Genomic DNA, 21132 nt, shown 5'->3' with positions numbered 1-21132 from the left:
TACGAAACCGCACAGTCGGCATCGAATCAGTACCGGTAGTGGTCCGGCTTGTACGGGCCGTCGACGTCGACGCCGATGTACTCGGCTTGATCCTTGGTCAGCTTGGTCAGCGTGCCGCCCAGGGCCTCGACGTGGATGCGGGCCACCTTCTCGTCCAGGTGCTTGGGCAGCCGGTAGACCTCGTTGTCGTACTCGTCGCCCTTGGTCCACAGCTCGATCTGCGCGATCACCTGGTTGGAGAAGCTGTTGCTCATCACGAACGAGGGGTGGCCGGTGGCGTTGCCCAGGTTGAGCAGCCGGCCCTCGGACAGCACGATGATCGAGCGGCCGGTGTCGGGGAAGGTCCACACGTCGACCTGCGGCTTGACGTTGTCGCGCACGGCGCCGGAGGTCTCCAGGGCGGCCATGTCGATCTCGTTGTCGAAGTGGCCGATGTTGCCCAGGATGGCCTGGTTCTTCATCGCCTTCATGTGCTCGAGGGTGATGATGTCCTTGTTGCCGGTCGTGGTGATGACGATGTCGGCGTCGCCGATGGCCTGCTCGACGGTCGCCACGTCGTAGCCCTCCATCAGTGCCTGCAGCGCGTTGATCGGGTCGATCTCGGTGACGGTCACCCGCGCGCCCTGGCCCTTGAGGGACTCCGCGCTGCCCTTGCCGACGTCGCCGTAGCCGCAGACCAGCGCCTTCTTGCCGCCGATCAGTGCGTCGGTGCCACGGTTGATGCCGTCGATCAGGGAGTGCCGGCAGCCGTACTTGTTGTCGAACTTGGACTTGGTGACCGAGTCGTTGACGTTGATCGCCGGGAATACCAGCTCACCCGCGGCGGCCAGCTGGTACAACCGCAGCACGCCGGTGGTGGTCTCCTCGGTGACGCCCTGGACCGACTCGGCGATCTTGGTCCACTTGGTCTTGTCGGTCTCGAACCGCTCGCGCAGCCGGGCCAGGAAGACCTTCCACTCGTGGGAGTCGCCGTCCTCGGCGGGCGGAACCACGCCGGCCTTCTCGTACTGGGCACCGCGCAGCACCATCATGGTGGCGTCGCCGCCGTCGTCGAGGATCATGTTGACCGGCTCGCCGTCCCAGGTCAAAGCCTGCTCAGCGCACCACCAGTACTCCTCCAGCGACTCGCCCTTCCAGGCGAAGACCGGGGTGCCCTTGGGCTCCTCGACGGTGCCGTGCGGCCCGACGACGACGGCCGCGGCAGCGTGGTCCTGGGTGGAGAAGATGTTGCACGACGCCCAACGGACCTCGGCGCCGAGGTCGACCAGGGTCTCGATGAGCACCGCGGTCTGGATGGTCATGTGCAGCGAACCGGTGATGCGGGCGCCCTTGAGCGGGTTGACCCCGTGGTACTCGTGACGCAATGCCATCAGGCCCGGCATCTCGTGCTCGGCCAGCCGGATCTCCTTGCGGCCGAACTCGGCCAGCGACAGGTCAGCGACCTTGTAGTCGATGCCGTTGCGGCTGTCCGCGGTCAAACTCATCAGTACGCCCCCGTTAGGTTCGGTGAATTGGCTCCGCTACAAGCTACCGGCGCAGGCCGAAGTCTGCTCGGTCGGGTCATTCGGCGTCGACGACGCCGTAGGTCTGTGCCGCCGGGGTGAACAGTCGGGCCAGGTCGGCGGCCACATCGTGGTCGGCTTCCGGCGGCATGGAGACATAGCTCATGGCCAGGCGCACGACGGCCCGGGCCAGGATTCCGGCGTCGTCCTCGCTGACCCGGACCCAGCTGTGCATGAACGACGATGTCAGCCGCGCTGAGCTGCGGGTGATGATCGGACCACTGTCGGTGGTGATGATCTGCAGCAGGTCCGGCTTGGCGGCTCCGGTCAGCAGCGAGATCACCAGCGGGTCGGCCGCAGAATCGGAGAAAAAGGACCGGAACCCTTCCAGGAACGCGGCGTGGATGTCGCCGACGTTGTCGGACATGGCTCTGTCTACGGCATCGACCAGGCGGTCAGCCAGCCTGATCGCATAGCCCTGCGCCAATCCCTGGCGCGAGCCGAACTCGTTATAGATGGTCTGCCTGCTGACCCCCGCCGCCTCGGCCACCGCGGCCAGCGTGATCGATGACCAATCCCGCCGGGTCAACAGGTCCCGCATCGCATCGAGCACCGAGTCGCGCAGCAGCGCTCGGGAGGCCTCGGCGTAGGGGATGCGTTTCACCACCGCGAGATTAGCCGCTGGCATCAGGCCGCCGCAGGCTCGGTGGCGCCGTAGCGGGCCAGGATCTTCGCTCTCCGACGCGGGTCGATGTTGACCCGGGTGATATCGCCGCCGTAATGGGCCAGCACCCGGTGGTCCATCAGTGCGCGCCATAGCGGCGGGAGGTAGGTGAGCCCGATCAGCGACGCGTAGCCGCTGGGCAGGTTCGGCGCCTCGACCATGCTGCGCAGCGTCTGGTAGCGCCGGGTGGGGTTGGCGTGGTGGTCGCTGTGCCGCTGCAGGTGGTAGAGGAACAGGTTGGTCACCAGATGGTCGGAGTTCCAACTGTGTTCGGCCGTGCAGCGCTCGTAGCGGCCATTGGCACGAGTCCGACGCAGCAGACCATAGTGCTCGATGTAGTTCACCGACTCCAGCAGCGAGAAGCCGTAGACGGCCTGGATGACGACGAACGGGATGAGCGCCGGGCCGAACACCGCGATGAGCACGCCCCACAGCACCACCGACATCAGCCAGGCATTGAGCACGTCGTTGGACAATCGCCACGGCCCCTTATCCAACCGGCGCAACCGCGCGGCCTCCAGCTGCCAGGCCGAACGCAGACCGCCGAAGACGCTGCGGGGCAGGAACTCCCAGAAGGTCTCGCCGAACCGGCCCGACGCCGGGTCTTCGGGGGTCGCGACACGTACGTGGTGGCCACGGTTGTGCTCGATGTAGAAGTGCCCGTAGCAGACCTGCGCCAAGGTGATCTTGGACAGCCAACGTTCGAGCCGATCCTTCTTGTGCCCCAACTCATGCGCGGTGTTGATGCCGACCCCGCCCAAGGTGCCCACCGACAGCGCCAGCCCGATCTTGGCGAACCAGCCCAGAGACCCCTCGAATCCCAGCCAGCTCAGATCGGTGGCGGTGAACAGGTAGGCGCCCAGGACCAGGCTGGCGTACTGGCACGGAATGTAGGCGTAGGTGCAGTAGCGGTAGTACCGGTCGTTCTCCAGCGCCGCCATCACCTCATCGGGCGGGTTCTGCCCGTCGGCGCCGAACCGCAGATCCAGCGCCGGCAGCAGCACGTAGACCAGGATCGGTCCGATCCAGAACGGCAGCTGCGCGGCCAGCTGCCAGCCGAACCGGTTCATCGCCCAGACGAACGGCAGCAGGGTGAACATCACCGTCGGGGCGATCAGGCCCATCAACCAGAGGTATCGCTTCTTGTCCCGCCACACCTCGGCGCTCTGGGTGCTCATCCACGGCCCTCCTTGTGAGTTCAACCACTATCGCCGCTGGACATTACATCTACATACGTCTGCTGTCTAGACATTTGATGCCATTTTGTACATTCGAGATGGCGCGCCACGTATTGGCCCGGCTGGTGACCATGTGGTTCATCACCTGCGCGATGCCTTCGGCGACGTTGCTCGGCCGCGCGCAGCCCACCGAAATGTTGATGCCGATCATCGAGCCTGCGACCTTGGGGAATCTGGCTGCTGGGCGCGTGCCAGACTCCGGACATGGCTTATGACATCGCCCGTCCTCAGATGGAGGGGAACATCGCGGTCGGCGAGGACCGTCAGCTTGGCTTCGCCGAATTCGGTGCCCCGCAGGGCCGGGCGATGTTCTGGTTGCACGGCACCCCCGGCGCCCGCCGGCAGATTCCCATCGAGGCACGGCTGTATGCCACCGAAGCCAACATCCGCCTGATCGGGGTGGACCGGCCCGGCATCGGTTCCTCCACGCCGTTCCAGTACGAGACGGTGTCCCAGTTCGCCGACGACCTGCGCACCGTGGCCGACACGCTCGGGATCGACAAGATGGCGGTCATCGGACTGTCCGGTGGCGGCCCCTACACGCTGGCATGCGCGGCGGCCATGCCCAACCGGGTGGTGGCGGCCGGCGTGCTGGGCGGCGTCGCCCCGGCGGTGGGCCCCGAAGCCATCGACAGCAACCTGATGCGGCTGGCCCGGCTCGCCGAGCCGGTACTCGACCACGCCGGGCGACCGATCAGCGTGCTGGCCGCGGGCCTGATTCGAATGGTCCGGCCGGTGGCCTCGCCAGCGCTGGAGCTCTACGCACGGTTCTCCCCCGAGGGCGACCGCGAGATGCTGTCCCGCCCGGAGTTCAAGGCGATGTTCCTCGACGACCTGCTCAACGGTTCCCGCAAGCAGCTCGCCGCGCCGATCGCCGATGTCATCCTGTTCGCCCGCCCCTGGGGCTTCCGGCTCGCCGACGTGAAGGTGCCGGTGCACTGGTGGCACGGCGACGCCGACCACATCGTCCCGTTCTCCCACGGCAAACATGCGGTGGCGCTGCTTCCCGACGCCCGGCTCCACCCGATTCCCGGGGAGAGCCATCTGGCCGGATTAGGCCGCGCCGAAGAGATTCTGTGCACCTTGCTACAGGCCTGGGGCGAGCCGGCCGAGCCGACACCATGACCGCGCCGCAATCGATCCGGGAGTTGTTCGCCCAACTCGGGACCTGCCGTCGGCCGCGGGCGGTCACGGGCCGCAGGGCGGATTGATCGCCGCCATCGAGCCGCCTGGCTGATCGCCGACCGCGCACCCGCATTCGCCGGTAGGGCCGAGAAATCCCCGGCCGGCCGACGGTGAATCCCATCTCCCCCTTAGCGCTGTTGAGGTTCTAGCCGACCACGTCGGCGTGAACCTTCAGCGTTGTGTCCCTGCATGTTCCGAGCGAAGACCTGCCCGGCCGATGGGGCGGCGCTGCATCGCTCCAGGCCCCCTGCCGAGCCCAGTCCTAATCTCACGCTCAGTCATTATTGACAATGATTTTCATTATCATTAATCTGGCAGCGGGACGTTCGAGGCGACCGAAGGGGGCGCCGTCACCTAACACCTCTGCCGCACAACGCCGTTCACCACGCAGCGCCTTGCTGCCGAACGCTCTGGCAGCTGCAGTCGCCGTTGTAGACACCGAATGAAACGAATGCGAGGAAATCAATTGACTACCAAGACCGTGGCCAAAACCGTGGCGGGAGCAGTGCAAATCGCCTCTGTGGCTATCGCTTTCGCCGCTACCGCCTACGCAGACACCGGTTCGGCGACGACTGAGCTCACGGTCCGCGAAGTTGACGGCATAGTCAGGTTCGAGCCACGAATCACCAACGTGCCCGGCGGCCCCGACCCCACCGCCACCGAATTGGCGGCCATGTACCCCAATATGCGGTACGTCGAGGACATGAACCTGCGGGCAATTCAAGACTTCGTGCACGGCGACCGCCCGCCCGGACTGTTCGACTGGCTCTATTCGTCCGGAGGCACCGACGGTCTGACAATCGTTGACGCCGATAGCCTGTGGGATCGACCAGCGTCTGCCGAGCCACTGGGTGACAGATTCGCCGAGGGCAACTACACGTCGATGCTGGGTGTCACCGGAACACATCTGACCCTCGGCGACGTGGTCCCTCCCACTGTCAACATCGACGGTGTGGACCCCGGGTCAGCGCTCGAGAACGCCTGGCTGATCACCGTGGTGAACCATTGGGACTGGTTCAAGGTTGTGATCTTGGAGCACGATGACGACCCGACCGCGATGCTGATACTGACACCGTTCCTCAATCTCAATCTGACGCCTGCGGTCGATATTGACGACTTGGTGGGCGTGGCGAACACCACTGACTGGTTCAGCCTCTTCTGATCGGCCACGGTTGAGGCGAAAGGCCCCGCTGACAAGCGGCAGCCAGCTTCTCCAGCTGCGGTCCGGAATGGACTCGGCCCCTTGCCTTTTGCATCGAAGCCACTGACCGATCCGGTGATCCAAGGAGCGCTGCATATGGCCTGGAGTGACCCCTGGTGAATACGCCGATATGGATGGCATTCCCGCCCGAGGTCCATGCGCAGGCGCTGTTCAGCGGGCCCGGCTCAGGTCCGCTGCTGGCGTCAGCGCGGACATGGAAATCCCTCTCCGTTGAGTACGGCGCCGCGGCTGACGAGCTTGTCGGACTCATCGGAACAATCCGAACCGCCGTGTGGCAGGGCCCGGCCGCGGACGCTTACCTGACCGCGCACGCCGCCTACGCGTCGTCGTTGCGGCAAACCGCAGCTGGTTTCGCGGCGATGGCCGTTGCCCACGAAGTCGCGGCAGGCGGCTACACCACAGCGGAAGCCACCATGCCGACTCTCGCAGAACTGGCCGCCAATCACGCCACGCACGCGGTACTGGTGGCGACCAATTTCTTCGGCGTCAATGCCCTCCCCATCGCGGTCAACGAGGCCGACTACGCGCGCATGTGGATCCAAGCCGCTACCACCATGACTACCTACGAGGCGGTCGCGGCGGCGGCATTGGCATCGACACCACCAGCTCTGCCAGCACCGCACCTGGTCAGTACGGGCCGAGCAGCGCCGGGCTACGCCGAGGAGGTAAAGCAGCTGGTGAACTCGATTATCACGTGGATCCGAGAATCGCCGCTTGCCTCGTTGCTGTCAGAAGGCCATCTGCGCAGCCTCGCCAACGTGATCGCGGTGGCGCAAGGATTCTTGTCGGCTGCGCCAAGCGAACTGGCAATCCCGGTCGGGTTGTTCGCCGTAGCCCTGGTCGAATTTCACGTGGTCCTGTTCGTGCTGATGGAGTCTGTGCCCCTATTGGGGCCGGCGTTGATCAGCAGCGTGGCGGCCTTCTTAGCGACCGTGCCGCTGGGCGCCTTCGCGGGGTTGGCCGCGCTCGCAGCACTACCTAGTGGCGCAGAGGCCGTTGCGGCCGAGCCCGTCGACTTACCACCGTCGCCGGCAACCACAGACAGCCCGATCGCGACCTCAACCAGAAGCTCTTCCCGCCGATGTGGCGATCAAGCCCACGGCCTCCTCTGATCGTACTGCCGGGATTCTCGGCTTCAGTACGGCAGACCGGGCTTCTGGATGTGAAGCGAGCGGCCTACTCACGTTGCGCGGCACCGATGCGGGCCCACTGGTGCCCCGAACCCCAATGGCCGGCGACCTCGACGTGCGACGCGCACCGACTGGGCTGGGACACGACAACCACGAGAAAAACCAAGCGAGCCACCTGCCGGTGAAAGGGAGAGAATGACCATTCCGGAGTCGACGACCTGTGTCATTGCCGGCGGCGGTCCGGCCGGCGTGATGTTGGGGGTGCTGCTGTCGCGCGCGGGCATAGCTGTGATCGTGCTGGAGAAACATGCCGACTTCCTGCGCGATTTCCGCGGCGACACCGTCCACGTGAGCACCCAGCGGGTGCTTGACGATATGGGGTTGGCAGAGCAGTTCGCCCAGCTTCCCCGCCAAGACCTCGACAGCCTCAGCGGCACCGGCAATCTCCGGTGGTTCGGGCGCGGGCGAAACGAGGCCGGCCGTACGGAGCGACGCACCGCGATCGTGCCGCAGTGGGAATTCTTGGACCTGCTAGCCACCGCCGGAGCGGCAAAGCCGACCTTTCGACTGGTGCACAACGTCGAGGTGGTCGGGCCACTACGCCACGACGGCCGTGTCGTAGGGGTCCGGTACCGAGGCCCGGACGGCGTCGTTGGGCAACTCCGTGCTGACCTGACCGTCGCGTGCGATGGCCGCTCATCCACGTTGCGTTCCGCAATGGGCTTGGTACCGCGCAGCTTCGATGTGCCGATGGACATCTGGTGGTTTCGATTGCCACGCCGTCTCGACGACCCCGCGGAGCTGTCCGGGGTGGCGCACATCGACCGCCGATGCGTCACGACCAACCGCGGCGACTACTACCAGATCGGACTCCAGATCTCCAAAGGGCAAGACGCTGCCCTACGTGCCCGGGGAATCGAAGCGTTGCAGCGCGATATCACCTCGTTGATACCATGCATGGCTGATCGGGTCGGCGAACTCACGTCATTCGAGGAGGTCAAACTCCTTGACGTACAAATGAATCGGCTACGTAGGTGGTACGGCAAAGGTATCTTGTTCATTGGCGATGCCGCGCATGCGATGTCGCCAGCCGGCGGAATCGGCATCAACCTGGCGATCGCCGATGCCGTAGCGGCAGCGCGAATTCTCGCGCCGCCGTTGCGTACTGGCAGGCTGTCCACTCGTCACTTGGCACGGATCCAACTGCGACGCACACTGCCCACCGTGATCGTTCAAACTGTGCAGGGGATGCTGCACGCAAGAATCGTCGCGAACCGCAACTCCGATCCTCGGTCGGATCATCGCCCGTCTCGGTTGACGGAGATCCTCGGGCGCAATCCCCTGGTGCAAGCCGTCTTCGGTCTGATTATCGCCGTTGGTCCATTTTCCGAACGCGCGCCGGAATTCGCACGGCGCTGAAAGGGGGCTGGACCTAGAAACCAGGATCCGGTGCGCTGTTACCTCCTTGCGGGCGTCCATCGCCGAATCTCGGTGACTCAGTTCGGAGTGCTCAGCCGGCTCTCGATGAAGTGCGGAAACCGAAACCGCCGAGGCGCATGCACCACCGGTGTGTCCCGCGGCGCTCCGCCGTTCTGGGCGGCCGCGTAGGCCGCGGAATTTCCCGTGACGTGCAGCACCTGTCCGCGCCAGGTGATGTCGGCTTCCCGGTAGGCCTCAACCAGGGCCCGCTCCAGCAGCTTGTCGGCCTCGGCGATCGACAACGCGGCCAACTCGACGAATTCCCCGTCGCGGGCATCGAGTTTGAGTGTGGTGGGGCCGGTCTCCACCAGATCGCAGTTGGCCCGGATGCTCAGTTCGGCGTTGGAACGCACCAACCCGGCCAGCGCGTAGGCGGCCAGCAGGACGCGGCCCGCCTCATCGCCGGCCGGGCCACAGTCGAACCGCAGTTGCCGCAGTGCGGCGAAGCTGAGCACCTGGGTGCGAAGGATCCGGCTACAGCACACACCGGTGTCGGACACTGCACGAGAGTCCGCCGATGCACCGTCGACGAGTACGCCGATGATCTCGCCGGACAGCACTCCGCGGAAACGGCTTTGGCCGGTGCCGAGGGCGGCGTCGATCGCACCGAACACCAAACTGCCGGGGCTCAATTCCAACAGCGCACGCGCATTGTCTGGCGTGCTCTCGCGGGCCACTCGGTAGGCGGGGTGGGCGATCGCGGGCTTGCCGTCGATGGAGCCGGTGAGAAAGTGTCCGTCGAAAATCCGTTGCGGCAGCTCAAGATCGGTATACACCAACCGGCCGCCGTCGTAGGAGACTTCCATCCGCGGCACCAGGCTCAACAGTGGATGCTGATCACGGATGCCCTGCAGGATCGCGGCTTCGACGCGCTGGACCTGACTCTGGTTGTCATCGATCAGCACCGTCGCGGTCGGTACCCCATCGATCAGCCGGGTCTCGGCGGCCGACGCAGAGCGCCCGGCGCGGGGGGCCGGGCTGACCGCGGCGTGGGCTCCCCCGGCCGGCGCCAGCTCGGTGGACACGCTCAGGGTGCTCCCGCCGCCGGCCTGGCACGCGGCGGTGAGCTGTCGGTAGGACAGTTTGGACAAAGCGATCAACCTTTCTGCTCCACCGAGTGTGGCACAGGAGTGCGGTCCAGATCCGGCTCGAGATAGATGACCAGCGCCGCAGGGACAGCCGCGCGGATGTTGGCTTCGGCGGCGTCGATGGTGGCCGCGACGCCGGCCAGGTCGAGCTGGGGCGCCAACGCGATCTTGGCTCCCACCAGCATCTCGTCCGGGCCCAGGTACTGGGTCCGGATGTGGATCAGGCGGGTGACGTTCTCGGTTCCCTCCACGGCGGCGCGGATGGCCTGGTCCTCGGCGGCGGTGGCGCCTTCGCCGATCAGCAGGCTGTGCATCTCCACCATCAGGAAGACGGCGACCGCACCCAGCAGCGCACTGATGCCCAGGGTGCTCACGCCGTCCCACACCGGGTTTCCGGTGACCACGCTCAGCCCCACCCCGATCAGCGCCAGCGCCAGACCGATCAGCGCCGCGGTGTCCTCCAACAGGACTACCGGAAGCTCGGGATTGCGGGAGGTACGCAGAAACCGCCACCAGCTGCCCTGACCCTTCAACGGGCGCGACTGCGTGATCGCAGTCCGAAAACTGTAGGTCTCCAACCCGATCGCTACCGCCAGGATCGCGATCGCCACCACCGGTGAGCTCAACTCGACCGGGTGGCGAACCTTCTCGTAGCCCTCGTAGAGCGCGAACATCGAACCCAGGCTGAATAGCACCAGCGCCACCACGAACGACCAGAAGTAGCGGCTGCGGCCGTGCCCGAATGGGTGCAGCGCGTCGGGCGCCTTGGTGGCGGCCCGCTGGCCGAACAGCAGCAGCGCCTGATTCGAGGTGTCGACCACCGAGTGCACCGCTTCGGCAAGCATGGCGGCGCTGCCGGTGACCAGGTAGCCGACGAACTTCGCCACCGCGATACCGCCGTTGGCCGTCAGGGCCGCGACGATGGCCTTGGCGCTACCGGAGGACGACACCCTAGAGGCCTATCGTCGCCCGGAATACGGCGGCCGGTTTCTGGGCGAGCAGCCGGATCGGCCCGTCGTCGCAGGGCACCCAGGCCGACTCGCCCCGGTGCAACGTCAGCGTCTTGGACTTGGCGTGCACGGTGATTGAGCCTTCGGTGCACAGCAGAATCTGCGGACCGTCATGGCGCGCCGGCGCGTCCACCTCGTGGCCGAGGTGGGTGCCGTCGAGCTTCAGGCGCGACAGCGCGAATTCCTCGGCGGGGGTCTGGTAGACCACCTCGAGTCCGTCGGTATAGGTGGCCGGCCGCAGCATCTCCTCGGTGGTGGGGGTGAAATCCAGCACCCGCAGCAACTCGGGGACGTCGACGTGCTTGGGCGTCAGTCCGCCACGAAGCACGTTGTCGGAGTTGGCCATCACCTCCAGGCCTACGCCATGCAGGTAGGTGTGCAAGTTGCCGGCCGATACGAAGATGGCCTCGCCGGGCGCCAGGCTGACCCGATTGAGCAGCAGCGAGGCCAGCACCCCGGCATCCCCGGGATACCGCTCCCCCAGTTCGAGCACCGTCTTGGCCTCGGCGGAGAACTCGCCGGCCTCGGAACTGAGGTACTGGATGGCTCCTTCGAGCACGGCGGGCACCAACACGTCCAGGTCGGGTTGGGGTGCGGTGATCCAGGTGGTGAACAGCGCCCGGAGTCCGTCGGCGTCGGACTGCACATCGGATTGACCGTTGCCGGACGGGCCGCCGAGCAGGTCGATGAACGGATCCAGGTCGGACACCGCCAGCGCCCGCAACAGGTCGATGGTGCGCGCCACCGGCCGGAAGCCGGCCAGCGCCTCGAATGGCTGCAGCGCCACCAGCAGTTCCGGTTTGTGACTGGTGTCGCGGTAGTTGCGGATCGGCGAGGATACCGGGACCCCGAGCCGCTCCTCGCGTTCGTAGCCCTCGATCGCCTGCATGGCGCTGGGGTGGGCCTGCAGCGACAAGGGCTCGTCGGCGGCCAGCACCTTGACCAGGAACGGCAGCCGGTCACCGAAGCGTGCCTGGGCCACCGGGCCCAGCTGGCCCTCCGGGTCGCGGGTCAGAACCTTGAGCAACGACACTTCGCCGGTGTCGGTCTCCAGGCAGGCCGGATCTCCCGGGTGTGCACCCAGCCAGAGCTCGGCCTCGGGATGCGCCGCCGGAACCGGCCGACCGGTGAACTCGGCGATAGCTGTCCTCGAGCCCCAGGCGTAGGTCCGTATCGCACCGCGTAGTTGTTCCACTGTTCCCGTCAACCCCGCAAAAGTCGCACGTAGGCGGCGGCCATCTCCAACCGCACCGCCAACACCGCAAGCTGCTGTTCGGCCCGGCCCGGGCCGGTCGGCGTCAGCCCCACCACCGGCACAGCCGGGTTCGCGGTTTCCTCCGCGGCGCCCGGTGCCACCGGCACGTCCCCGGCGGCAACCAGGTCGACGTCGTGCAGGCCGTTGATTCGGGCCGCCACCACGGTCCGCTCGGCGGCCAGCGTCAGGGCCAGCACCCGCAACCGGTCCACGGCCGGGCCGTCGATCTGCTCGTCGTGAAAGATGTCGGCGACGTCGCGGCCACCACCGGACCGGGCCCGCAGTGCACTCACCGCGTCGGCGAGCCCGCTCGCCGCCACCGTGGTCCGGCCGATCCGCAGCATCACCGCGCTGCCGTGCCGCGCCAGCGCCAGGGTCGCCGCACAGTCACCGGCCAACGCGATGTCGCGGCCGACGATGCGGTTCGCCAGCATCTTCGCCGGGTTGGTGAACAGCTCACGCGCGGCACTGTTGCGCAGCGCCTCGGCGTCCAGCTCGTCGGCCAGTGCGCCCAAGTCGGTCGGTGCGGCCGCCACCTCCAGGGCGTCCATGATGGCCAGCCCGGCGGCCAGGTAGCGCGGCAGGGCGAACTCCGCCGAGACGGCGATCCGCGGTTCGAGCACGGCGACCCGGCCGGCGGTGGCGTCACGCAGCGGGCCCTCATAGGGCGCGACCACCACCACCCGGGCGCCCCGACGTACTCCAGCCGCGGCCGCGGCGACCAGCGCCGGATCGCCCGGGTCGTCGCCGGCGACGATCAGTACGTCCAGCGACCCGATCCACGGCGGGGCCTCGGCGGCCAGCACCAGCGGTGCGCGCGCCGAATCGCCGCGGGTGGCGGCCAGCAGGCTCCCGGCCGTAGCCGCGGTACCGCGAGTGGACAGCCAGATGATCGTCCGCGGCGGGTAGTCACGGCTCTCGCTGCGCACGCCGTCCAAGGCGCCCTCATCGACGGCTGCGGCGGTGGCGCGTACCTGCGCCCCGGCCATCGCGGTGGCCCACAGCGCACCGTCGCGGTCAGCCGCCAGCAGGGCCTCGGTGTCATCGAGGTCCACGGTGGAGAACGAGCCGGAGAACGCGGTCACGGACGCGACTTCTCCGCGGCGCCGACGGCTCGGCCTTGCTGGGCGATCTTTTCGGACACTTGGGCCACCACCGCGTCCACCGCGGCAGCGTCGGGCGCCTCGACGTTGAGCCGCAGCAGCGGCTCGGTGTTGGAGCTGCGCAGGTTGAACCAGCTGCCCGCACCCAGGTCGACGGTCACGCCATCGAGGTGGTCCACGGACACCTGGTCACCGAACGAGGAGACCACCGCATCCACGCAGGCCTGCGCATCGGAGACGGTGAAATTGATCTCTCCGGACGCCGCGTAACGCTGGTAGTCGGCGGTCAGCTCCGACAGCGGCCGCTGCTGTTCGCCGAGCGCGGCCAGAACGTGCAGGGCGGCCAGCATGCCCGAGTCGGCGCCCCAGAAGTCCCGGAAGTAGTAGTGCGCCGAGTGCTCCCCGCCGAAGATGGCCCCGGTCTGCGCCATCAGCCCCTTGATGAAGGAGTGCCCGACCCGCGACCGCAGCGGAGTGCCGCCGCGCTCGGTGACCAGTTCCGGCACGGCGTGCGAGGTGATCAGGTTGTGGATCACCGTCGCACCGGGCTCGCGGGCCAATTCACGGGCTGCCACCAGACCGGTCACCGCCGACGGCGACACCGGCTCGCCGCGCTCGTCGATCACGAAGCACCGGTCGGCGTCGCCATCGAAGGCCAGGCCGATGTCGGCGCCCTGCTCGCGCACGAATGCCTGCAGATCCACCAGGTTTGCCGGATCCAGCGGGTTGGCCTCGTGGTTGGGGAAGTTGCCGTCCAGCTCGAAGTACAGCGGCAGCAGCGTGATCGCACCAACCGATCCGAACACCGCCGGCGCGGTGTGGCCCGCCATCCCGTTGCCGGCGTCCACGGCCACCCGCAGCGGACGCAGACCGGAGATGTCGACCAGCGAGTGCAGGAATGCCGCATAGTCGGCCAGCACGTCGCGGTCGGTGATGCTGCCGCGCGATCCGTGGCCGTCGCCGACCGGGTCGATACCGGCGATCAGCTCATCGCGGATCCGGCCCAGGCCGCTGTCCGCACCCACCGGCTTGGCACCCGCCCGGCAGAGCTTGATGCCGTTGTAGGCGGCCGGGTTGTGGCTGGCGGTGAACATCGCACCCGGGCAGTCCAGCGCCCCGGAGGCGAAATAGAGCTGGTCGGTCGACGCCAGCCCGATCCGGACCACATCCAGACCGCGGGCAACCACCCCCTCGGCGAACGCCGCCGACAGCATTGGCGAACTGTCCCGCATGTCGTGGCCGATCACCACCTGCCGGGCCCCTTCTTCTGCCATCAGCCGGGCAAACGCAGACCCGACCTCGGTGACGAGGGATTCATCGATCTCCGAACCGACCAGGCCGCGTACGTCGTACGCCTTGATCACACGGTGGACAGCCGCAGCGGGCCGAGACATGGACAGGGCTCCTGACGCAGTGGACTCTTGACGCTCAAGCCTAGCCCGGAACCGGCGATCAGTCCGACGGGTCTGGCAACACACGCAAGTGGCCACGGCGCCGACCATTGGTCTTGCCGGGCGGACCGGGAGGTGCCAGCACACCACCACCGGGTCCAGCGGCGGGCGCTGGCCGGGTCGGGGAGTCGACCGGATTGCCCTGCGGGTACCACCCGTTGGCCGGGGCCGCCCGCCCGGATTCGCGTTCGCGAACCGCCTCGGCGAGCGCAATCAGGTCATCCTCTTCCGGGGACACCCAGGGGCCGGGATGACGGACCAGTTCCCAGCCGCGCGGGGCGGTGATCCGGCCTGCGTGGCTGAAGCACAGGTCCCAGGAATGCGGCTCAGCGGCAGTCGCCAGCGGGCCGACCACGGCGGTGGAGTCCGAGTAGACGAACGTCAGCGTCGCCACCGCATAGTGCGGACACCCTGGCCGGCAGCAACGGCGGGGAACGTTCACGCCCGTGAGGCTATCGTGGCCGCGCGCCCCCGCGGCGCCGGACACGCGCAATGGGCCGGCACCCTATGCACAACCGTTACCATCTTCTGCGTGATCGCCACGCGTCGCCGCAGGCGCGGCCGCGAAACCCGCGGGCCGCTGTTGCCGCCAACCGTCCCGGGCTGGCGCACCCGCGCGGAGCGCTTCGACATGGCGGTGTTGGAGGCCTACGAGCCGATCGAACAACGGTGGAAGCAACGGTTGACGGCTCTCGATGTCGCGGTCGATGAGATCCCGCGGATCGCTGCCAAGGATCCCGACAGCGTGCAGTGGCCGCCAGAAGTGGTCGCGGACGGACCAATTCCGCTGGCCCGTTTGATTCCCGCCGGGGTGGATGTTCGGGGCAATCCGACGCGCGCCCGAATCTTGCTGTTCCGCAAGCCGATCGAGCAACGCGCGAACGACAGCACAGAGCTCGGTGATTTATTGCACGAGATTCTGGTGGCCCAAGTCGCCACCTACTTAGATGTCGAGCCCACCGTCATCGACCCGACGATCGACGACTGACCCGTGCGATCCTCCCCCGCAAGCGGGAGGTGCCCCCAGCGCAGCCGGGCGCAGTGGGTCGCCCGAAGCGACAGAACGCAGACTCAGATAATGCCGCGCTTGAGGCGGCGGCGCTCACGCTCGGAAAGCCCACCCCAGATACCGAAGCGCTCGTCGTGCCCCAAGGCGTATTCCAGGCACTCGCTGCGAACCGAGCACCGCTGGCAGATCTTCTTGGCCTCCCGGGTCGAGCCGCCCTTTTCCGGGAAGAACGCCTCAGGGTCGGTCTGCGAGCACAGCGCACGGTCCTGCCATTGCTCGTTGGTGGCCGACGCCGGGTCGAACGGCTCGAACTCGTCGTAGTCCTCAGGCTCGGGAACCAGACTCAGATGCGGCCGGCTGGGCATCGCCTCAAGCCCACTGGGCCCAGCCATTTCGGCCATTTCGGCACCGGCGTGCGGTGCTCCCCCCATCACGCCCCAAAGGTGCTCATAGGACATGCTCCGCCTCCTCACCTGTAGCGCGATCGTGATATGTCGGCCGAATCGGAAGATATTGACCACCCGATTCGAACATGTGGTCGAATCTCGGTCTGCGACACCGAAATCGGTTGGCCAACCGGGAAATGACACTAGTGTGATTAGACACGGGTTGATCAGCCCGGTCAAGCCGATTGGCCAAATTCCTTACCATCCCGTGATCGATTTCCAACGTGTTCGAGACCGGCGAGTCCCTGTCATCTACCCCACACCCGCCCCTCGGCGTGTCTTACCGCGCCCCCGACGCAGCGGCGATAACGGTCCGCCACACCGGCCGTAGCGGCGCCAAAGGTACTGTCGTGCGCTGTGAAGGTCACCGTTCTCGTCGGGGGAGTCGGCGGCGCCCGGTTCCTGCTCGGCGTCCAGAAACTACTGGGTCTGGGCCAATTCGCCGAATCCCCAGCTGACAGCGGGGCAGCCGGGCACGAACTGACCGCGGTCGTCAATGTCGGCGACGACGCCTGGATGCACGGGGTACGCATCTGCCCCGACCTGGACACCTGCATGTACACCCTGGGCGGCGGCGTCGACCCCGAGCGCGGCTGGGGTCACCGGGACGAAACCTGGCACGCCATGGAGGAGTTGGCTCGCTACGGGATGCAGCCGGACTGGTTCGGCCTCGGCGACCGCGACCTGGCTACCCACCTGGTACGCACCCAGTCGCTGCGCGCCGGTTACCCGCTGACCGAGGTGACTTCGGCGCTGTGCGAGCGCTGGCAGCCGGGAGCGCGGCTGTTACCGGTCACCAACGACAGCTGCGAAACCCACGTCGTCATCACCGATCCGGCCGACGACACCCAGCGCGCGATCCACTTCCAGGAGTGGTGGGTGCGCTACCGCGCCCAGGTTCCCACGCACGGGTTCGGCTTCGTGGGCGCAGAGAAGGCCACGGCCACAACCGAAGCCGTCGACGCCATCACCGGCGCCGACATCGTGCTGCTGGCCCCCTCCAATCCGGTGGTCAGCATCGGCGCCATCCTGGCCGTTCCGGGTGTCCGCGCGGCGCTGCGCTCCACCGCGGCGCCGATCGTCGGCTACTCCCCGATCATCGCCGGAAAGCCGTTGCGCGGCATGGCCGATGTCTGCCTGAGCGTGATCGGGTTGGATTCGACTTCCCGGGCGGTCGGCGAGCACTACGGCGCCCGCAGTGGGACCGGGATTCTGGACTACTGGCTGGTGCACGAGGGCGAGCGGGTCGACGGCGCCGACATCGCCGGCGTCACCGTACGCGCCGCCCCGTTGCTGATGACCGATCCGGCAGCCACGGCCGAAATGGTCCGTACCGGACTGGATCTCGCGGGTATTCGATGACCGAGCACGGCAGCGCCGCCAAGGTCGAGATCTTGCCGGTGACCGGCTTGGGCGAATTCCGGCCCGGCGACGATCTCGCGGCCGCGCTGGCCCAAGCCGCCCCGTGGCTGGCCAACGGCGACATCGTGGTCGTCACCAGCAAGGTGGTGTCCAAGTGCGAGGGCCGCATCGTGCCGGCGCCGCACGACGCCGAGGCGCGCGATGAACTGCGCCGCCAGCTGGTCGAGGCCGAGGCGGTACGCGTACTGGCCCGCAAAGGCCGCACCTGGATCACCGAGAATCGCCTCGGCCTGGTACAGGCCGCCGCCGGTGTGGACGGCTCCAACGTCGGCTCCGACGAACTCGCGCTGCTGCCGGTCGACCCCGACGGCAGCGCCGCCGCGTTGCGCGCCGGACTGGCCGAGCGGCTGGGCGTCAGCGTGGCGGTGCTGATCACCGACACCATGGGCCGCGCCTGGCGCAACGGTCAGATCGACGTCGCGATCGGGGCGTCGGGCCTGGCTGTGCTCAATGGCTACGCTGGGTCCGTCGACCGACACGGCAACGAATTGCTGGTCACCGAAGTGGCCGTCGCCGACGAACTCGCCGCGGCCGCCGACCTGGTCAAGGGCAAGCTCACCGATGTTCCGGTGGCGGTGGTGCGTGGCGTTACCAGCCCCGACAACGGTTCCACCGCAGCCGCACTGGTGCGCTCCGGCCCTGATGACCTGTTCTGGCTGGGCACCGCCGAGGCCATCGGGGTCGGACGCGGCCAGGCACAGCTGTTGCGCCGCTCCGTCCGTAGCTTCGCCGCCGAACCTGTTCCGGCGCAACTGATCACCGACTCCATCGCCGAGGCCCTAACCGCCCCGGCCCCGCATCACACCCGCCCGGTCCGGTTCGTCTGGCTGCAGACCCCCAGCGTTCGCACTCGACTGCTCGATGCCATGGCGCAGCAATGGCGGTCCGATTTGACCGGCGACGGCAAGTCCCCCGAGGCCATTTCGGCCCGCGTCTCGCGTGGCCAGATCCTTTATGACGCACCCGAAGTCGTCATCCCGATGATGGTTCCCGACGGCGCCCACCACTACCCCGACGCCACCCGCACCGCCGCCGAGCACACCATGTTCACGGTTGCCGTCGGAGCTGCAGTCCAGGGCCTGTTGGTGGCACTAGCGGTACGTGGCGTGGGCAGCTGCTGGATCGGTTCCACCATCTTCACCCCCGATTTGGTCCGCACCGAACTCGATCTGCCAGCCGACTGGGAACCCTTGGGCGCCATCGCGATCGGCTACCCCACCGAACCACCCGAACCACGCCGGCCAGCCGACGTCGGCGACCTGCTGGTGCGGCGATGAGCCTGCACGACTCCGCTGTCGCGGCACTGAACGACTGGGCAGCACCGGATTCCGATCAGGACTCGCTACGGCACGCGGTGCTGGCTTTTCTGGCTGCCCGCCCCGACGCGTGCCGACGCGAATGCGTTGCCGGCCACATCACCGCATCCACCCTGGTACTCGACCACACCGGCCGGCACGCGCTGCTCACCCTGCACCCGCGGGTGGGCCGCTGGCTGCAGCTCGGCGGGCACTGCGAGGACACCGACGCCGACATCGCCGCCGCCGCACTGCGTGAGGCCACCGAAGAATCCGGCATCGTGGGTCTGCGGCTGGATCCGCAGCTGGCGGCCGTGCACGTGCATCCGGTGACCTGCTCGCTGGGCGTGCCGACCCGGCACCTGGACCTGCAGTTCGTCGCGCACGCGCCCGCGGATGCACAGATCGACATCAGCGAAGAATCGGTAGACCTGCGCTGGTGGCCGGTGGATGCGTTACCGCCGGATGCCGACGACGCCCTGGCGCATCTGGTTGGCCTGGCGACGGATCGGCACTGAGCCACGACCATCCACCGTTGGCACTGCGCGTAGGGCGGAAAAGGTCGAGAGGGGTGCGCCGTGACCGCCGAGTCAACGCGGGATCGGCCGGCTCAGACGTCGCTGGAGTAGCGGATCCCACAGTCGGGGATCGACACCCCAGGCCACACCCGGGCCCCGCGCAGCAACTCGCATCGGGCCCCGATGTCGGCGCCGTCGCCGATCACCCCGTCGCGGATCAGCGCCCGCGGCCCGATCCGGGCACCGAACCCGACGATCGAGCGTTCGATCACGCAGCCTGCCTCGACCTTGACCCCGTCGAAGATCACCGCACCATCGAGTCGGGCACCCGGGCCGATCTCGGCGCCCCGACCCACCACAGTCCCGCCGATCAGGACCGCACCCGGCGCCACCGAGGCACCGTCGTGCACCAGCGCCTCGCCGCGCCGGCCGCCCAGCGCCGGTGACGGCGCGATACCGCGCACCAGGTCCGCCGAACCGCGAACGAAATCTTCCGGGGTGCCCATGTCGCGCCAGTAGCTGGTGTCGACGTAGCCGCAGACCTTCACACCGTCGGCCAACAGCGCGGGAAACACCTCCCGCTCCACCGAGACCGGGCGCCCGCGCGGGATGCGATCGATAACCTCCCGGGACAGCACGTAGCAACCGGCATTGATCTGGTCCGTGGGCGGGTCCTCGGTCTTCTCCAGGAATGCGGTGACCCGCCCATCGGTGGTGGGCACGCAGCCGAACGCGCGCGGGTCGCCGACGCGGACCAGGTGCAGGGTCGCCTCGGCACCCTGCGCGCGGTGGTAGTCGTACAACTCGGTCAGATCCGCCCCCGACAGCACGTCACCGTTGAACACCATCGCGGTGTCATGGCGCAGCTTGGGTGCGACGTTGGCGATACCTCCGCCGGTGCCCAGCGGCTCCTCCTCGGTCACGTAGTCGATCTGCAGGCCCAGCGCCGAGCCGTCGCCGAACTCCGCGGAGAACACCTCCGGCTTGTAGGACGTGCTGAGGATGACGTGCTCGATGCCGGCGGCGGCGATCCGCGACAGCAGGTGAGTCAGGAACGGCAGACCCGCAGTCGGAAGCATCGGCTTGGGCGCCGACAGGGTCAGCGGCCGCAGCCGGGTCCCCTTGCCGCCGACCAGGACGACGGCATCGACTTGGCTGAGTGTCACGGGCGTCCCTTCGTCAGTTTGCGGCGAGCGCTGCGCACCACCAGGCGCGAGCGCACCGCCAATGCGCCCCGGAAGCTCCAGCGCAGCGGCGCCTGCCACCAACCGGGGTGCCGGTCGGCCAGGTAGGTGTAGGTGCTGCGGTGGTGTGCGGCCAGGTTGCGCGCGGGGTCCTTGCCGGTGGCGTGGCCCTTCTGGTGCAACACCTCGGCCGAGGGCACGTACACATTGAGCCAGCCGGCCTTGGCCAGCCGATCCCCCAGGTCGACGTCCTCCATATAGAGGAAGTAGCGCTCATCGAAGCCGCCGATCGCGTCGAACGCGGACCGGCGCACCAGCAGGCACGCCCCCGACAGCCAGCCGACCGGCCGCTCGCTGGGCTCCAGCCGTTCCTGCCGATAAGCGCGGGTCCAGGGATTGTTGGGCCACACCGGGCCGACCACGGCGTGCATGCCGCCGCGGATCAGGCTGGGCAGGTGGCGGGCCGAGGGATACACCGAGCCGTCTGGCTCCCGGATCAGCGGGCCCAGCGTCGCCGCCCGCGGCCACCGGTCCGCCGCGTCCAGCAGGGCCTCGATGCTGCCCGGACCCCACTGCACATCAGGGTTGGCCACGATGAAAAATTCGCTGCGTTCGCCACCCTCGGCGTCCAGCAAGGCCACCCCGGCATTGACCGCTCCGCCGTAGCCCAGGTTGGCCCCGGTGTGCAGCAACTGCACGTTCGGATAGCGCTGCTCGGCTTCCTCCGGCGAACCGTCGGTGGACCCGTTGTCGGCCATCACCACCCGCACCGGACGATCGGTCGCCAGCGACAGCGATGCCAGGAAGCGGTCCAGATGCCATCCCGGCGAATAGGTCACCGTCACCACCGGCAGGGCCTCACTCACGGCGT

Annotated in this window: 21 protein-coding genes; 8 read left to right on the top strand and 13 right to left on the bottom strand. The window is 67.7% G+C overall.

The window, feature by feature from the left end; genetic code table 11:
- Positions 1 to 26: 26 nt before the first annotated feature.
- From ahcY to BN4346_RS47625, 4 genes are all read right to left on the bottom strand, one after another.
- Positions 27 to 1484 (bottom strand): adenosylhomocysteinase, encoded by a 1458-nt coding sequence (gene ahcY / locus BN4346_RS31700; protein ID WP_067970682.1) that lies wholly within the window; start codon positions 1482 to 1484, stop codon positions 27 to 29.
- Positions 1485 to 1560: 76 nt separating this feature from the next.
- The gene (gene alkX, locus BN4346_RS31695) at positions 1561 to 2190 is read right to left on the bottom strand and encodes a TetR family transcriptional regulator AlkX (protein ID WP_067970680.1); all 630 of its coding nucleotides are present in this window, start codon (positions 2188 to 2190) and stop codon (positions 1561 to 1563) included.
- Positions 2190 to 3404 (bottom strand): alkane 1-monooxygenase, encoded by a 1215-nt coding sequence (locus BN4346_RS31690; protein ID WP_067970679.1) that lies wholly within the window; start codon positions 3402 to 3404, stop codon positions 2190 to 2192. The genes alkX and BN4346_RS31690 overlap by 1 nt, the downstream gene beginning before the upstream one ends.
- 49 nt (positions 3405 to 3453) lie before the next feature.
- Entirely contained in the window at positions 3454 to 3615 is a 162-nt protein-coding gene (locus tag BN4346_RS47625) for a hypothetical protein (RefSeq protein WP_154677569.1), read from the bottom strand.
- Between the two features lie 53 nt (positions 3616 to 3668).
- Here BN4346_RS47625 and BN4346_RS31685 point away from each other — a divergent pair, with 53 nt between their 5' ends.
- From BN4346_RS31685 to BN4346_RS31670, 4 genes are all read left to right on the top strand, one after another.
- Positions 3669 to 4589: an alpha/beta fold hydrolase gene (locus tag BN4346_RS31685; protein ID WP_067970677.1), complete on the top strand. Its 921-nt coding sequence runs from the start codon at positions 3669 to 3671 to the stop codon at positions 4587 to 4589.
- Between the two features lie 526 nt (positions 4590 to 5115).
- A complete protein-coding gene (locus BN4346_RS31680; protein WP_154677568.1) occupies positions 5116 to 5811 on the top strand; it encodes a hypothetical protein in 696 nt (231 codons plus the stop codon).
- 173 nt (positions 5812 to 5984) lie between these two features.
- Positions 5985 to 6983, top strand: a complete 999-nt coding sequence (locus BN4346_RS31675) for a PPE family protein (protein WP_067970673.1) — start codon at positions 5985 to 5987, stop codon at positions 6981 to 6983.
- A 213-nt stretch (positions 6984 to 7196) separates the two neighbouring features.
- Complete coding sequence (locus BN4346_RS31670; RefSeq protein WP_067970671.1) at positions 7197 to 8420, top strand: FAD-dependent oxidoreductase; 1224 nt, start codon at positions 7197 to 7199, stop codon at positions 8418 to 8420.
- Positions 8421 to 8497: 77 nt separating this feature from the next.
- Here BN4346_RS31670 and BN4346_RS31665 read toward each other — a convergent pair whose 3' ends face one another.
- The 6 genes from BN4346_RS31665 to BN4346_RS31640 are packed head-to-tail and all read right to left on the bottom strand — an operon-like array spanning position 8498 to position 14829.
- Entirely contained in the window at positions 8498 to 9571 is a 1074-nt protein-coding gene (locus BN4346_RS31665) for a type I-U CRISPR-associated protein Cas7 (protein WP_067970669.1), read from the bottom strand.
- A 5-nt stretch (positions 9572 to 9576) separates the two neighbouring features.
- On the bottom strand, positions 9577 to 10518 hold the full coding sequence (locus BN4346_RS31660; protein ID WP_067970667.1) for a cation diffusion facilitator family transporter: 942 nt from the start codon (positions 10516 to 10518) through the stop codon (positions 9577 to 9579).
- Between the two features lies 1 nt (position 10519).
- A complete protein-coding gene (gene manA, locus BN4346_RS31655; RefSeq protein WP_067970664.1) occupies positions 10520 to 11773 on the bottom strand; it encodes a mannose-6-phosphate isomerase, class I in 1254 nt (417 codons plus the stop codon).
- A gap of 8 nt (positions 11774 to 11781) precedes the next feature.
- Complete coding sequence (locus BN4346_RS31650) at positions 11782 to 12918, bottom strand: TobH protein (protein WP_096867494.1); 1137 nt, start codon at positions 12916 to 12918, stop codon at positions 11782 to 11784.
- The gene (locus BN4346_RS31645) at positions 12915 to 14330 is read right to left on the bottom strand and encodes a phosphomannomutase/phosphoglucomutase (protein ID WP_067970662.1); all 1416 of its coding nucleotides are present in this window, start codon (positions 14328 to 14330) and stop codon (positions 12915 to 12917) included. The genes BN4346_RS31650 and BN4346_RS31645 overlap by 4 nt, the downstream gene beginning before the upstream one ends.
- Before the next feature lie 58 nt (positions 14331 to 14388).
- Positions 14389 to 14829 carry a DUF3499 domain-containing protein gene (locus BN4346_RS31640; protein WP_208863227.1) on the bottom strand — a complete coding sequence of 147 codons (441 nt, stop codon included), beginning with the start codon at positions 14827 to 14829 and terminating at the stop codon, positions 14389 to 14391.
- 93 nt (positions 14830 to 14922) lie between these two features.
- Here BN4346_RS31640 and BN4346_RS31635 point away from each other — a divergent pair, with 93 nt between their 5' ends.
- Positions 14923 to 15375, top strand: a complete 453-nt coding sequence (locus BN4346_RS31635; protein ID WP_208863283.1) for a metallopeptidase family protein — start codon at positions 14923 to 14925, stop codon at positions 15373 to 15375.
- Positions 15376 to 15458: 83 nt separating this feature from the next.
- Here BN4346_RS31635 and BN4346_RS31630 read toward each other — a convergent pair whose 3' ends face one another.
- Positions 15459 to 15854, bottom strand: coding sequence for a WhiB family transcriptional regulator (locus BN4346_RS31630; RefSeq protein ID WP_067971115.1), 396 nt, complete (start codon positions 15852 to 15854; stop codon positions 15459 to 15461).
- A gap of 345 nt (positions 15855 to 16199) precedes the next feature.
- Here BN4346_RS31630 and cofD point away from each other — a divergent pair, with 345 nt between their 5' ends.
- The 3 genes from cofD to BN4346_RS31615 are packed head-to-tail and all read left to right on the top strand — an operon-like array spanning position 16200 to position 19077.
- Entirely contained in the window at positions 16200 to 17204 is a 1005-nt protein-coding gene (cofD, locus tag BN4346_RS31625) for a 2-phospho-L-lactate transferase (protein ID WP_067970656.1), read from the top strand.
- On the top strand, positions 17201 to 18541 hold the full coding sequence (locus tag BN4346_RS31620) for a coenzyme F420-0:L-glutamate ligase (protein ID WP_067970655.1): 1341 nt from the start codon (positions 17201 to 17203) through the stop codon (positions 18539 to 18541). The genes cofD and BN4346_RS31620 overlap by 4 nt, the downstream gene beginning before the upstream one ends.
- Entirely contained in the window at positions 18538 to 19077 is a 540-nt protein-coding gene (locus BN4346_RS31615) for an NUDIX hydrolase (RefSeq protein WP_067970652.1), read from the top strand. The genes BN4346_RS31620 and BN4346_RS31615 overlap by 4 nt, the downstream gene beginning before the upstream one ends.
- A 92-nt stretch (positions 19078 to 19169) precedes the next feature.
- On the opposite strand, the gene manB is transcribed toward BN4346_RS31615, so the two are convergent.
- Complete coding sequence (gene manB / locus BN4346_RS31610; RefSeq protein WP_067970650.1) at positions 19170 to 20243, bottom strand: mannose-1-phosphate guanylyltransferase; 1074 nt, start codon at positions 20241 to 20243, stop codon at positions 19170 to 19172.
- Complete coding sequence (locus BN4346_RS31605) at positions 20240 to 21127, bottom strand: glycosyltransferase family 2 protein (RefSeq protein ID WP_067970648.1); 888 nt, start codon at positions 21125 to 21127, stop codon at positions 20240 to 20242. Before BN4346_RS31605 ends, manB begins: the two co-directional genes overlap by 4 nt.
- Positions 21128 to 21132: the final 5 nt, after the last annotated feature.

This window comes from Mycolicibacter icosiumassiliensis (genome assembly GCF_900078685.2).
Lineage (GTDB): Bacteria > Actinomycetota > Actinomycetes > Mycobacteriales > Mycobacteriaceae > Mycobacterium > Mycobacterium icosiumassiliensis.
Note: the sequence above shows the minus strand (reverse complement) of the source record. Positions and strands in the feature narration are given on the sequence as shown.